13 protein-coding genes are annotated in these 13,192 nt (G+C 43.8%); 12 read left to right on the top strand and 1 reads right to left on the bottom strand.

Annotated features, from left to right (window positions below):
* Positions 1-403 precede the first annotated feature (403 nt).
* From ACN0VI_RS03645 to ACN0VI_RS03595, 11 genes are all read left to right on the top strand, one after another.
* A complete protein-coding gene (locus tag ACN0VI_RS03645; RefSeq protein ID WP_417445815.1) occupies positions 404-2,281 on the top strand; it encodes a S8 family serine peptidase in 1,878 nt (625 codons plus the stop codon).
* 659 nt (positions 2,282-2,940) lie between these two features.
* A complete protein-coding gene (locus tag ACN0VI_RS03640; protein WP_417445814.1) occupies positions 2,941-4,794 on the top strand; it encodes a S8 family serine peptidase in 1,854 nt (617 codons plus the stop codon).
* A gap of 174 nt (positions 4,795-4,968) precedes the next feature.
* A complete protein-coding gene (locus ACN0VI_RS03635; protein ID WP_331893004.1) occupies positions 4,969-5,373 on the top strand; it encodes a DUF971 domain-containing protein in 405 nt (134 codons plus the stop codon).
* Positions 5,374-5,391: 18 nt separating this feature from the next.
* Positions 5,392-6,159 carry a bifunctional demethylmenaquinone methyltransferase/2-methoxy-6-polyprenyl-1,4-benzoquinol methylase UbiE gene (gene ubiE / locus ACN0VI_RS03630; protein WP_331893002.1) on the top strand — a complete coding sequence of 256 codons (768 nt, stop codon included), beginning with the start codon at positions 5,392-5,394 and terminating at the stop codon, positions 6,157-6,159.
* Positions 6,160-6,193: 34 nt separating this feature from the next.
* Positions 6,194-6,829 carry a ubiquinone biosynthesis accessory factor UbiJ gene (locus ACN0VI_RS03625; RefSeq protein WP_417445813.1) on the top strand — a complete coding sequence of 212 codons (636 nt, stop codon included), beginning with the start codon at positions 6,194-6,196 and terminating at the stop codon, positions 6,827-6,829.
* A 28-nt stretch (positions 6,830-6,857) separates the two neighbouring features.
* Positions 6,858-8,504, top strand: coding sequence for a ubiquinone biosynthesis regulatory protein kinase UbiB (ubiB, locus tag ACN0VI_RS03620; protein WP_417445812.1), 1,647 nt, complete (start codon positions 6,858-6,860; stop codon positions 8,502-8,504).
* A 27-nt stretch (positions 8,505-8,531) separates the two neighbouring features.
* Complete coding sequence (locus ACN0VI_RS03615; protein ID WP_331892998.1) at positions 8,532-8,870, top strand: histidine triad nucleotide-binding protein; 339 nt, start codon at positions 8,532-8,534, stop codon at positions 8,868-8,870.
* A 23-nt stretch (positions 8,871-8,893) separates the two neighbouring features.
* Positions 8,894-9,154 carry a twin-arginine translocase TatA/TatE family subunit gene (gene tatA / locus ACN0VI_RS03610; protein ID WP_331892996.1) on the top strand — a complete coding sequence of 87 codons (261 nt, stop codon included), beginning with the start codon at positions 8,894-8,896 and terminating at the stop codon, positions 9,152-9,154.
* A 34-nt stretch (positions 9,155-9,188) separates the two neighbouring features.
* Positions 9,189-9,563, top strand: a complete 375-nt coding sequence (tatB, locus tag ACN0VI_RS03605; RefSeq protein WP_331892994.1) for a Sec-independent protein translocase protein TatB — start codon at positions 9,189-9,191, stop codon at positions 9,561-9,563.
* On the top strand, positions 9,563-10,315 hold the full coding sequence (gene tatC, locus ACN0VI_RS03600; RefSeq protein ID WP_417445811.1) for a twin-arginine translocase subunit TatC: 753 nt from the start codon (positions 9,563-9,565) through the stop codon (positions 10,313-10,315). The genes tatB and tatC overlap by 1 nt, the downstream gene beginning before the upstream one ends.
* Before the next feature lie 8 nt (positions 10,316-10,323).
* On the top strand, positions 10,324-10,791 hold the full coding sequence (locus ACN0VI_RS03595; protein ID WP_331892990.1) for a DUF4442 domain-containing protein: 468 nt from the start codon (positions 10,324-10,326) through the stop codon (positions 10,789-10,791).
* Positions 10,792-10,848: 57 nt separating this feature from the next.
* On the opposite strand, the gene ACN0VI_RS03590 is transcribed toward ACN0VI_RS03595, so the two are convergent.
* Positions 10,849-12,204 carry a M24 family metallopeptidase gene (locus ACN0VI_RS03590; protein ID WP_417445810.1) on the bottom strand — a complete coding sequence of 452 codons (1,356 nt, stop codon included), beginning with the start codon at positions 12,202-12,204 and terminating at the stop codon, positions 10,849-10,851.
* A gap of 380 nt (positions 12,205-12,584) precedes the next feature.
* Between ACN0VI_RS03590 and ACN0VI_RS03585 the strand changes: the two genes are divergently transcribed.
* A complete protein-coding gene (locus ACN0VI_RS03585) occupies positions 12,585-13,187 on the top strand; it encodes a TetR/AcrR family transcriptional regulator (RefSeq protein ID WP_417445809.1) in 603 nt (200 codons plus the stop codon).
* Positions 13,188-13,192 lie beyond the last annotated feature (5 nt).

Below are 13,192 nucleotides of genomic sequence, written 5' to 3'. Positions count from 1 at the left end.
TAGCTGGGCTTATTTATTACCGCAAGCAAATAATCAGCCTCTTTCAGCGATAAACTCCCTATTTATTGATCTTATCGGCTCAATGCTCACCACTATCCAAACCGGTACAACTAATAGCATCTCGCTTTCATCTGGAAAATAATCTGACAGTTTCCAGTGTTTCCTTAGAATATTTGGCTATATTAGAGCCTCCTAACAAGCAGGTCAGACCATCGCCAACCCAATTGAAAATAAAAGATTTTCAACCCCTTCAATCAGTAAACACCCTTTCTTATCAGACCAGAGCTTAGTTATTATCTATTTGATAATCTCAGATATATTTTCTAGTCTGATTTGGCTTTCTAAATATTCTAATTAAGAAAGTATAAAAACATTTAAGTTAAACACTAAGGGGTTATTTAAAATGAAACTAAACCAAGTAGTCGCAGGTGTTCTGCTAGCTACGGGCGCAACTGGCTTATACGCTGGCGAGTTCAAAGCTGCATCTCAACCTGAAAAAGCTATCAAAGGACAATATATTGTTGTCCTCAAGGAGGATGCGGTAGCGGCCAATATGGGATTATTTTCCAGTAATGCCAATGAGCAAGCAATCGCAATGGTTAGCGATAACCTAAGCCGTAAATATCAGGCACAAGTTCAACGCACCTATACCAAGGCATTAAAAGGTGGTGTGTTCAATATGTCTGAGAAAGCTGCACTGAAGCTTGCTCAGGATCCTAATGTATTGTTGGTTGAGGAGGATCAAATCGTTAGTATCAACGCTACTCAAAGTAATGCCACCTGGGGTATTGACCGAGTCGACCAACGCAATCTTCCATTAAGCGGTACTTACACCTATAACACTGGTGCTTCAAACGTTAATGCTTATATTCTTGATACAGGTATTAATATGAACCACAGTGATTTTGGTGGCCGAGCTTCCAGTGGTTATGATTTCATTGACAATGATGGCAATGCCAGTGACTGTCAGGGCCATGGTACTCACGTTGCAGGCACGGTAGGTAGTTCCACTTACGGTGTTGCTAAAAGCGTTAACCTGATCGGCGTTCGCGTTCTTGACTGCCAGGGTAGTGGCTCTTACTCAGCCATTATTTCAGGTATGGATTGGGTGGCACAAAACCACAGCAAACCCGCAGTTGCCAACATGAGTTTAGGTGGTGGTGCTGCAAGCTCGGTTGATAATGCGGTGCAAGGTATGACTAATGCCGGCGTTACTGTGGTGGTTGCTGCAGGTAACGACAACAGCAACGCTTGTAACTACTCACCAGCTCGCGCGGCAAGTGCGATCACTGTCGGTTCTACAGCGTCTAACGATTCTCGCTCTAGCTTCTCTAACTATGGCAACTGTTTAGATATCTATGCACCAGGTTCGAACATTCGCTCTACCTCGATCAACGGTGGCTCAACTACCATGAGTGGAACCTCAATGGCTTCACCTCATGTGGCTGGTATTGCAGCTTTATACTTAGCAAACAATCCAAGCGCTTCTGTAAGTCAGGTAACTCAAGCAATTATAAATGCTGCAACACCCAACAAAGTAAGCGATGCAAAATCGGGTTCACCGAACTTATTGGCGTATAGCTTATTTGATGGTTCAACTCCAGATCCGGATCCAGATCCAGAGCCAAACCCAGGGAGTGAGTTAGAAAATGGGGTTGCTGTTGAAATATCTGGTGCTCAAGCTTCAGAAAAAGAATTCACTTTTGAAGTTCCGGCTGATGCTACTGTGGTAAACATTGATATGTCAGGTGGTAACGGTGATGCTGATCTGTACGTTAAGTTCGGTAGCGAACCCAGTTCCAGCGACTATGATTGCCGTCCTTACAAAAATGGTAACAATGAGTCTTGCCAGTTAAATGCTCAGGCCGGTACTTATTATGTCACTGTCTATGGCTATACTAGCTACTCCAATGCAAGTTTAGTCGCGAGCCATAATGGAGGAACCACTCCTGATCCAGACCCAGAACCAGATCCCGGCCAAGGTGGCGAAGCGACATTGCCAAACCTTTACGGTGCAGCAGGTAGCTGGTCACACTACTACATTGATGTTCCAGCTGGCATGAGCAGCCTGGATGTTCAAATCAGTGGTGGCACTGGTGACGCAGACTTGTTTGTTCGCCGTGGTGCTCAACCAACAACTTCAAGCTACGATTGCCGCCCATACAAATGGGGTAACAACGAGAGCTGTTCTTTCTCTAACCCAGCTCAAGACCGTTGGTACATCAGCCTACGCGGCTACTCCTCTTACGCTGGCGTAACCTTATACGTTAAGTGGGAGTAAGGATGGAAGTAATCATCAAATAGTGATTACCCTTAAAGCTGGTCTTCGGACCAGCTTTTTTATGGCTATTGTTCAAATAGCGACTAATTGATACATAGCCCACCCTTCTAAAATCTTTTACAGCTCATAACACCTACGGCAAACCGCTTACTTTTAGCTTACCGGCCTACCCATGCCACATAACTATCTGATGAGGTAGGTTAAAACTAGTTCTTATCCGTCATCTTCTGATTGACAGTTCCTATCATCAATCAGCGGGGCCGTTAACGGTGCTTTCTTCTCTAACACAGGATAGAGCACCCCAACACCTTGATAATTTTAGTATTTATGAAACTCAGGTTTTTAATTAGGAATTTAAATCCAATAGATTCAATCTAAGATAAATGCCGGGGCAATCCCACTTTTCAGCAAAAAGCTCCAGCGCATTGTTCAACAGTCACAAATGCATTGAAATCAACATTCTTGTAGATAGTAACCACTAACAATTGTTTTGTAATACATTTGTAACATTCTGTACAAATTAGACGGCCGTCAAAAATTACTTATTAGCTCACCCAAAATGCATAAATTATATTGTTCCGAACTCCTGAATTTTATAGAGTCCTAAGACCTCGATTTTCGAGGTATATAAAATAAACAACACTAAGGGGTGTTTTAACATGAAATTAAACCAAGTAGTCGCAGGTGTTCTGCTAGCTACGGGCGTAACTGGCGCATATGCTGGTGAGTTCAAAGCAGCAGCTCAACCTGAAAAAGCCATCAAAGGACAATACATTGTTGTTCTCAAGGACGATGCAGTGGCGGCTAATATGGGATTATTCTCAAGCAATGCTTCTGAACAAGCTATTGCTATGGTAAGCGACAACTTGAGCCGTAAATATCAAGCTCAAGTTCAGCGTACCTTTACCAAAGCCGTTAAAGGCGGCGTATTCAACATGTCTGACAAAGCTGCACAAAAGCTTGCTCAAGACCCTAACGTGCTTCTTGTTGAAGAAGACCAAATCGTTAGTATCAATGCTACTCAGAACAATGCCACTTGGGGCCTTGACCGCATTGATCAACGTAACCTTCCATTAAGTGGTTCATACACTTACAACACCACTGCAAGCAACGTAAACGCATACATCATCGATACTGGTATCTTAGGCTCACACAGTGAGTTTAGTGGTCGCTTTATGGGTGGTTATGACTTCGTTGATAACGATAGCAACCCAAATGACTGTAATGGTCACGGTACCCACGTAGCTGGTACTGTAGGTGGTTCTACCTACGGTGTAGCTAAAGGCGTTAAGCTTTATGGCCTAAAAGTTCTAGGTTGTAACGGTAGTGGTTCTAACTCTGGTGTAATCGCGGGCATTGACTGGGTTGCTAACAACCACGTTAAGCCTGCTGTTGCCAACATGAGCTTAGGTGGTGGTGCTTCATCAGCTACTGACAACGCGGTTGCTAACCTTGTTGCTTCAGGCGTAACAGTTGCAGTTGCTGCGGGTAACGACAACAGCAATGCGTGTAACTACTCACCAGCTCGTGAGCCAAGCGCAATCACTGTAGGTTCAACTGCTTCTAACGATTCTCGTTCTAGCTTCTCAAACTATGGTACTTGTTTGGACATCTATGCTCCAGGTTCAAGCATCACTTCAGCATGGTCAAACGGTGGTACTAACACTATCAGTGGCACCTCAATGGCTTCTCCACACGTAGCGGGTGTTGCTGCTCTATACTTAGCAAACAACCCAAGTGCTACTCCAAGCCAAGTTGAAGCTGCTATCGAAGGCGCTGCATCAACTGGTAAAGTAAGCGATGCAAAATCAGGTTCGCCAAACTTGTTACTATACAGCTTGTTTGACGGCTCAACTCCACCACCACCACCACCTCCAGGCGGTAACGAGCTAGAAAATGGTGTATCGGTAAGCTTCTCAGGTGCTTCTGGTTCAGAAACCGATTACACCTTTGTAGTTCCTTCTGATGCTTCTAATGTAAGCTTCGATATGTCAGGCGGCACTGGTGATGCTGACTTATACGTTAAGTTCGGCAGTGCGCCAACCACGTCTAGCTATGACTGTCGCCCATACCGCAATGGTAATACTGAGTCTTGTGACTTCACAGCGCAAACTGGTACTTACTATGTAATGGTTCGTGGTTACACTAGCTACTCGAATGTTAACTTGGTAGCAACGCATGATGGCGGCGGTAGCACAGAGCCACCACCAGAAGGCGGTAGCGCAACGCTTCCAAACCTTTCAGGTGCTTCAGGTAGCTTCACTCACTACTATGTAGACCTTCCAGCTGGCATGAGCAGCCTTGATGTTCAAATCAGTGGTGGTTCAGGTGACGCAGACTTGTATGTCCGTCGCGGTGCACAACCAACGACTTCAAGTTATGACTGTCGTCCATACCGCAATGGTAACAACGAGAGCTGTTCTTTCTCTAACCCAGCTCAAGACCGTTGGTACATCAGCATCCGTGGTTACACAGCTTATTCAGGTGTAACTTTACAGGTTGACTGGCAATAATTATCGCTCAGGCGATAACTGAAAAGCTGACCTTCGGGTCAGCTTTTTTTTGTCTTTAATTTTATACCTTTTAAAATCCCCAATACTGACGCTACAGGCATTTAACATTACAGCCTGCCCACTCTATTTCTGATACAATCGAAACAATTTAATAGCCACTTAAGCTTAAGTAAAATGACCCAAACAGGTAGTCAGATACCAACTGCAATCAAACTGCACCAGAAAAGCCAACAATTGGAAGTTACATTTCCCGGTAATAGCTATTTATTACCCTACGAATATCTCCGTGTATTTTCACCTTCAGCAGAAGTCAGAGGTCATGGCAATCAGGAAATGACCTTGATTGGTGGCAAAAAGAATGTGCAAATAACCGATATCGAAGCGGTAGGTCGCTATGCAATTAAGCTAACCTTTGATGACGGCCATGACAGTGGCCTGTATACTTGGCAAACACTCTATGAGCTGGGTCGTGATTACCAGACGAACTGGCACCACTATTTAAAACGCCTGGAAGCTGCAGGTCTCCCGCGAGGTAACGATACTTCGGTTAAGACCTTCGACCCCAAGCACGGTAATTAATTAACAAAGCCTAATACTATGACAGAGCACGATAAGAAAACATCAGATGACACTACTCACTTTGGTTACCAAACGGTGGAGAAGAGCAAGAAAGCCTCTAAAGTCGCTGAAGTCTTTCACTCGGTAGCCGCCAAGTACGATGTGATGAATGATCTCATGTCATTCGGTGTCCACAGAATCTGGAAACGCTACACCATTGAACGTGCCGCAGCACGAGTCGGCCAGACAATTCTCGATATTGCTGGTGGCACTGGTGATCTAACCGCAAAGTTTTCTAAGATTGTGGGCCCGACTGGTAAGGTCGTATTAGCCGATATTAACGAGTCGATGCTCAAAGTAGGCCGTAACAAACTAGTCGATAGCGGCATTGTTGGTAATGTGGAATATGTCCAGGCAAATGCAGAATGCCTGCCTTTCCCTGATAACTATTTTGACCGAATTACTATCGCCTTTGGCTTACGCAATGTGACCGAAAAAGAGAAAGCTCTTGAATCAATGTATCGCATCTTAAAACCAGGCGGTAAACTACTGGTACTTGAGTTTTCCAAGCCAGCCCTTCCTGCACTCTCTAAAGTTTATGACGTCTACTCTTTCTCCTTGCTGCCAGCAATGGGTAAAGTAGTGGCCAATGATGCAGAAAGCTATAAATATCTGGCTGAATCCATTCGTATGCATCCCGATCAGGAAACTTTAAAACAATTAATGATGGAAGCAGGTTTTGATGAGGTTGAATACACCAATTTAACGGGTGGTATAGTCGCTTTACATATTGGCAAGAAATTCTAAACTCCCCCAATATATAAGATAAATGAATTAGCATATGATTTTGCCACTTTTTGCACCAGCCATCGAAATGCTCATCAACCAGGCCATAAAGCTTGACCCTGATGCACAGTCTCGCTTGCAATCATTAGACAATAAAATCATAAAAGTGATACTGACCGATTTAAATAGCAGTTTTTTTATTGTCATTGAAGACAGCTTAATCCTGGTTAAGCCAGACATCAATAAACAACCCAATGCCGAGCTTAGCGGCTCTTCCTCCAGTTTCTTTAATCTGGCTGTAAGCGAAAAAGGTTCTGACTCTATCTTTAAAGGCGAAGTACATTTTGCGGGCGACATCGGCACGGCACAAAACTTTCAAAACTTCTTCAAACAACTTAATATTGATTGGGAAGAACACCTATCGCAATATACTGGCGATATTGTCGCTCACCAGATGGCAAGTGGTAGCAGAAAAGTGGGTGACTGGTTGCAGAAAGCAGCTGCCACAGCGCAGCAAAATATCAGCGAATATATTCGCTTCGAAGCCAAATTATCGCCAGCAACAATTGAGCTCGAAAATTTTTATGATGATATCGCGGATTTAAAATCAGATAGCGAGATATTGAAACAAAAAATTGAGCGCATTTCTCTCAGGATAGCTAAAAACAATTCATCAGATTCATCCGGATGAACCCTATATTGATATATGAGAAGACAGCATGAATGCTATTAGACAATTACACCATGCTCTAAGAATTAACCGAACGCTGGTGCATTATGGCTTGGATGAATTTCTAGCCCCGACTCCCCTGGCTCGATTTCGCCCACTGGCAAAACTCTTTTCGCTGAGCCTACGTCGCAAGGCAAAAGACAAATCTCGCGGTGAACGCTTGCGTCTGGCACTCACTGAACTTGGTCCAATTTATGTCAAGCTTGGACAAATGCTTTCTACTCGCCGCGACCTGGTTCCGCCGGATATTGCCGATGAACTAGCAAAGCTGCAAGACCAGGTGCCGCCTTTTGACTCAGCTGTTGCTCGCTCAATCGTCGAAAAACAATTAGATACACCGATTGTTGAGCTCTTTGCCAGCTTCAATGATACTCCGCTGGCATCGGCTTCAATCGCTCAAGTTCATGAAGCCACTTTGAATAATGGCGAAGAAGTTGTGGTTAAAATCCTGCGCCCCGGCATACGACGTAAGATTCTTCGTGATATGCAGATGATGCACTCTTTGGCAAATTGGGCAGAAAAATATTCCAGCGAAGCGCGGCGATTACGAATTATCGAGGTGGTTAAAGAATACGACAGCACCTTAGCTCGTGAAATCGATTTACGTATAGAAGCTGCCAACACCTCTCACCTTCGCCATAATTTTGCAGACTCTGATCTATTGTACGTCCCTAAAATTTATTGGGACTATACTCGCGTCAAAATGCTGGTGATGGAAAAAATTTCTGGTATCCCAATCGGCAACATCGCAGCACTTAAATCCAGCGGTGTTGATATGAAGGCGCTAGCAGATCGTGGCGTTGAGATTTTCTTCACTCAGGTTTTTCGTGACAGCTTTTTTCACGCAGACATGCATCCTGGCAATATCTTCGTCAATGTAACCAACCCATTAGAGCCGCAATATATCGCAATTGACTGTGGCATTATGGGCACGCTCGATGAAAACGATAAGCGCTACTTAGCGGATAATTTCCTTGCCTTCTTTGATCGGGACTACCGTCGTATTGCTGAGTTACATGTTGAATCTGGCTGGATTGACGCCGATGTTTCGATTCCTGAGTTCGAGTCAGCCATTCGCGCTGCCTGTGAACCCATTTTTGGTAAGTCACTGGCTGAAATTTCGTTTGGTCATTTCCTAATCCAGCTTTTTCAAACAGCGCGTCGCTTTAATATGCAGGTTCAGCCTCAATTGGTATTACTGCAAAAAACATTACTCTATGTTGAAGGACTTGGACGTCAGCTATATCCACAACTGGATTTATGGCAAACTGCCCAGCCCTACTTAAGGCAATGGGTGCGTGAACAGGTCGGGCCGAAAGCCATGTTTGAGGATATTAAGCGTCAGTTCCCCGATTGGTTACATAAGGCCCCTAAATTGCCAGGTCTATTGTTCGATAATTTTCACCGTATTGGACAAACCCTGAATCAATTTGAGCAACTGAAAGCTCAGTTCACAGAGCTTGAACGCCATAAGCTAGAACAGCAATATGCGTTGAAGCATGCTTTTATTGGTGGCTCACTGGCCATATTAAGCGGTATTAGTTATCTTGCAGTACCCCATGACTGGTGGCCAGCAGCCATTCTCGGCGCAGGCGCCGCTTGGTTCATGATTAAGAGCCTGTGGCCCACTAAATGATTGATCATTGCCGACAAAGGAGACGTTATGAGTGACTGTTTATTTTGTAAGATTATTGCCGGTGATATACCTAGCGATAAGGTGTATGAAGACGATAAAATTCTGGTGTTTAAGGATATAGCCCCAAAGGCACCCACACATTTACTGATGATTCCTAAGCAGCATATTGCCAGCCTGGCTGAGGTTACGGAGCAGGATGCTGACATCATGGGCTATATGATGATTAAAGTTCCGCAGATAGCTAACCAGGCAGGTTTAAGCGGTGGCTTTAGAACCATCATAAATACAGGTGATGATGGCGGTCAGGAAGTGTATCATATCCATATTCATATTTTAGGCGGCGCTGGTCGCATGCCATTTGTATAAGCTATTAAGCTTGAGGTAAAAGCATGAAACCTGGTATTTGGGAATTACTCATACTATTAGTTATTATTTTGTTGCTATTCGGCACTAAAAAATTGCGCAATGCCGGTGGCGATATTGGCTCTGCCTTTAAGAACTTCAAAAAAGCGGTCAAAGATGAAGATAAGCAAGCTGATGCTAAAAATGTCGAAGACCAATCTGAAGATGCAGACTTTGATAGCAATCGCACACAGCAAGAAAAAGCTGAGCAGGGCTCTGCAGATAAAAGCCAAGACAAAAAGTCCTGAAACTGTCTCATCAATAACCGCCAAAATCTAACTTATGCCTTTTGATATTGGTTTCTTCGAACTATTACTGATAGTGGTCATCGCGCTGGTGGTACTTGGCCCTGAACGCCTACCCAAAGCGATGCACACGGTTGGGCGCTGGGTAGGCAAAGCCAAGCGTGGCTTTAGCCAGTTCAATCAGCAGGTCACTCGTGAACTCGAGATTGAAGAGATGAAAAAGCGCATTGCTGAACATGAAAAAAAGATCATGGAGCAGGCGGAATCCGATGAGGAGCTACAGCGTTTGCGTGAAGAGGCGCAAGCGACCATTGCTAAAGCCGAGCAGGCATTAAAACAAAGTGAACAAGCTCTGACTAACGAACAGCAAAAACTCCAGTCATCTAAGCCAAGTTCAGATAAGCCATCCTGATGAGCCAAGATTCCGAACAACCTTTAATTGCCCATTTACTTGAACTGCGTAATCGCCTACTGCGCATCGTATTAGTGATCGTTTGCCTTTTTATTGGGCTAGCCTTCATTGCCAATGAGCTTTATCTTTTGCTGGCTAAACCACTTATTGAACAACTACCCTACGGTTCCAGCTTAATAGCCACTGATGTCACTTCGCCATTATTTGCGCCCTTTAAGTTAGCCTTTGTCACCGCGTTTTTTATTGCCATGCCTTATGTACTTCATCAGATTTGGATGTTTATTTCACCGGGCTTATATCAGAGCGAAAAACGCTTCGCCATTCCGTTGCTACTATCCAGTATCTTCCTCTTTTATGCAGGGATTGCTTTTGCTTACTTTCTTATTTTCCCTATTATTTTTGGTTTCCTATCCAGCATTGGCCCTGAAGGTATTAATTATCTACCAGAAATTAATAGTGTGTTATCTATTGCACTCAAACTTTTCTTTGCCTTTGGATTAGCTTTTGAAATTCCCATCGCCACCATGTTATTGATTTGGTCAGGCATGGTCAGTCATCAGTCACTCAGTGACAAAAGGCCTTATATTGTGGTTGGTGTCTTTATTTTCGCCATGCTACTAACGCCACCAGATGTCATCTCTCAGGTCTTGCTCGGCATCCCTATGTGGATCTTATTTGAACTAGGACTCATATTTGCCAAGCTGTATGCTCCCAAAGCTGCTCAGAAAAACACAGATGAGCCTAAAGAGTAAGTCACGATATGAAACAGTTAAGCGCCAAGAAACTTAAACTAACAATGAACCTATGGCCACCCTTTTGGGGCTCAGGCATTAAAGTTTTAGAACTCGATGATGATTGGCAATATGCCAAAATTCGTCTACGCAAGTACTGGTTCAATCGTAATTACGTCAACACTCATTACGGTGGCGCACTGTTCTCGATGACCGATCCTTTCTATATGCTCCTGCTGTTGCATAAACTAGGACGCGACTATGTAGTGTGGGACAAAAAGGCAGAAATCAAATTTATTAAACCGGGCCGTAAAGATGTATTTGCCGAGTTTAAACTGACCGAACAAGACTTACTGGATATCAACTTACAACTCAAAGAACAGGATGTGATCGAACCTGTATTCGAAGTGGATATTCATGATGAAGATGGCCTGCTCATCGCCAAGGTATGGAAGACTATTCATATTGCTAAAAAGCAGCCTGAAAACACAAGCTAGAAACTAAAGAGCCAACTAGTTGACGGCCGGCTCTTGTGAACAACATCCACTATAACTCTACCGAACAAAGTGCCACTCAGTCTGTCTTCCTGCTAGATAAATAACTTCCTTGCCATCGAATAAAGCGGACTGCTCCAGCATAATCTGAATCAGCTGATTGTCCCATTCAGGTAATGCCACTTTAACATTCCCTTCAATCGCATAAGCTGTGTTTGGATACAACTTTCTGTCCCCCTTTATTGGCGTCGGTCCTTGATTATCCCACATGCCAATCGTTGGGCCGACAGCATGTCCAACATATCCCAATGGATGTGTGTAAGTACTCGACTCAAGCTTTTGCTTGTTAGAAGCCGCTTGAGTTGCTTTAAGGATTTGGTTGCCCGTGCTGCCTGCTTTAAATTCATCGGTTAATATATCCTGCCATTGATTACCTTGCGCCAAAGCATCTTTTAGTCCTTGCGGCACTTGATACTCACCAAATCTGGCCACATACCCCATCTCCTGGGTATCAGTACACAGTTTTAAATAGCAGATACCCACATCGGTATGAATAATATCGCCCGGCATAATCACTCTGTCACCTTTGCCAAAGAATGGCGAGTCAGGCTCATTGCTGTCACCTTTGCGTTGGACGGTGACATAAGGCTGAAACCAGGGTCTTAAGCCAAGCTCCTCAAAACGTTCACGAATATACCAACTAACATCTTTATCGGTGGTCACCCCGGGAGTGATGACTTTGGTTGAAAAAGCCTCGCCGATAACGCCTCTTGCAATGGCTACTATCTGCGGATAGACCTCTATTTCAGGTTGGGTTCGCGTTTCAAACCAGCGTATGACTAATTCTTCAGAGCTTACCAAACGCTTTTCAAAATCCTCCGGCAAGTGACTCATTAATGTTTTGTAAAGTCCCTGCGATAAGCCATCCGCTACCGCCCACTCTTCGCTCACATTAATACCAATCTTCTGTGGATTATAATCTTTGATGATTTCGGCCAAACGTTGCCATTGCTCTTCATCGCTACCACCCTGCCAACGGCTCTCATAAAAGCCCGCAATTGGATAGCGGCTCACACTAAACCTTTCTACTCCTTTATCGCTTCTAACAAAAACCAATAGTGTCGTTCTTCGCGCGGCAAAAGTCGGTTCAGGAACCAGGGTATAAAACAGCGCATCTTCACCGTACTCCCTATTGATAACCAGCCACATATCCAGATCGGACTCAGCCATCAATTGAGGTAACAAGACATCCAGTCGGTGCTTCAGCATCTGATTAATCGGCTCTGCTCTGTCTCGATGAGCAAGCACTTGTGGAACTTCAACCTTGTTTACGCCTTGCTCAAAGGTTTTACCTTCAAGCGTATGCAGAGACAGCAAACCAATAACGCCTAGTAATAATCGCGCTGTAATTTTCATTTAATTCCCCCAGAGAGTCGATCGCCATTCAAGAAACTCTGGAAATCCTAACATAATATTTATCACTTCAATGAGCTGTATACAGTAAATAATTCCAGCAAGTAGCTAGTCCCAGGTAGCCGCTACCAATATATTCCTTGGGAACTATTAAAAAAATAGGCTAGCATTAAGTCATATTTGCATTGCACTTTATCCCTCCATGGAAACACGGTACTCAAGCTGATTCAGGCAGCCGATCAGGCAATGCATAAAGCAACAAACAACTGGGCAATCAGGTATTTGTTGTTGATTGAGTGCGTATTTAATCTCAAACAAACACTTTTTTACATTTCACTGACTGATTTAAGCTTGTTATTTCTATTGTCACCCATGTAAAATGAATGAACGTTCATTTTATACTGTGTTTCTCCTATTCTATGTCTAAAAGAGAACAAATTCTGGAGGCAGGAATTCGCTTATTCGTAGAGCGAGGTCTGCAAGGCACTTCCATGTCACTATTAGCAAAAGAGGCTAATGTGGCTACTGGCAGCGTTTACAATTACTTCGAAAGTAAAGAGCAACTCATCAATGAAATCTTTTTATATGTGAAGAAACGCGAAGCAGAGTTTCTACTTGAGCATTATCATTCGCAAGACAGTTACGAACAAAGATTTAAGGAACTTTATCGTTCAACGATCCAGTTCATGCTTGATAATTGCCTTTACTTCCGCTTCAGTCACCTTTATGGATTATCGCCGGTTATTGAAGATAAGACTCGGGATCAATTACTCCACGTGTTTGAGCCTTTCATCAAGCTCTACCAGGAAGCCTACGATCAGGGAATCATTCGTGTAAATACCATTCCTGATACCCACATCCAGATCTATGGCGGCTTTAGCTATTTTATGCACTGGCAATATCTCAATAATCAGTCAATTGATGAGTCACTGGTTGAACAAATGGTCGAATTCGCTTGGGCCGCTATTAAAAATTGGAATCACTGAAGGAT

This window comes from Kangiella sp. (assembly GCF_048265365.1).
Taxonomy (GTDB): Bacteria; Pseudomonadota; Gammaproteobacteria; order Enterobacterales; family Kangiellaceae; genus Kangiella.
This window is presented reverse-complemented; position numbering and strand designations above follow the sequence as displayed.

Coding starts and splice junctions, on each gene's coding strand:
- ACN0VI_RS03645 (WP_417445815.1), top strand. CDS start 404: ATGAAACTAAACCAAGTAGTCGCAGGTGTTCTGCTAGCTACGGGCGCA.
- ACN0VI_RS03640 (WP_417445814.1), top strand. CDS start 2,941: ATGAAATTAAACCAAGTAGTCGCAGGTGTTCTGCTAGCTACGGGCGTA.
- ACN0VI_RS03635 (WP_331893004.1), top strand. CDS start 4,969: ATGACCCAAACAGGTAGTCAGATACCAACTGCAATCAAACTGCACCAG.
- ubiE (WP_331893002.1), top strand. CDS start 5,392: ATGACAGAGCACGATAAGAAAACATCAGATGACACTACTCACTTTGGT.
- ACN0VI_RS03625 (WP_417445813.1), top strand. CDS start 6,194: ATGATTTTGCCACTTTTTGCACCAGCCATCGAAATGCTCATCAACCAG.
- ubiB (WP_417445812.1), top strand. CDS start 6,858: ATGAATGCTATTAGACAATTACACCATGCTCTAAGAATTAACCGAACG.
- ACN0VI_RS03615 (WP_331892998.1), top strand. CDS start 8,532: ATGAGTGACTGTTTATTTTGTAAGATTATTGCCGGTGATATACCTAGC.
- tatA (WP_331892996.1), top strand. CDS start 8,894: ATGAAACCTGGTATTTGGGAATTACTCATACTATTAGTTATTATTTTG.
- tatB (WP_331892994.1), top strand. CDS start 9,189: ATGCCTTTTGATATTGGTTTCTTCGAACTATTACTGATAGTGGTCATC.
- tatC (WP_417445811.1), top strand. CDS start 9,563: ATGAGCCAAGATTCCGAACAACCTTTAATTGCCCATTTACTTGAACTG.
- ACN0VI_RS03595 (WP_331892990.1), top strand. CDS start 10,324: ATGAAACAGTTAAGCGCCAAGAAACTTAAACTAACAATGAACCTATGG.
- ACN0VI_RS03590 (WP_417445810.1), bottom strand. CDS start 12,204: ATGAAAATTACAGCGCGATTATTACTAGGCGTTATTGGTTTGCTGTCT.
- ACN0VI_RS03585 (WP_417445809.1), top strand. CDS start 12,585: ATGAACGTTCATTTTATACTGTGTTTCTCCTATTCTATGTCTAAAAGA.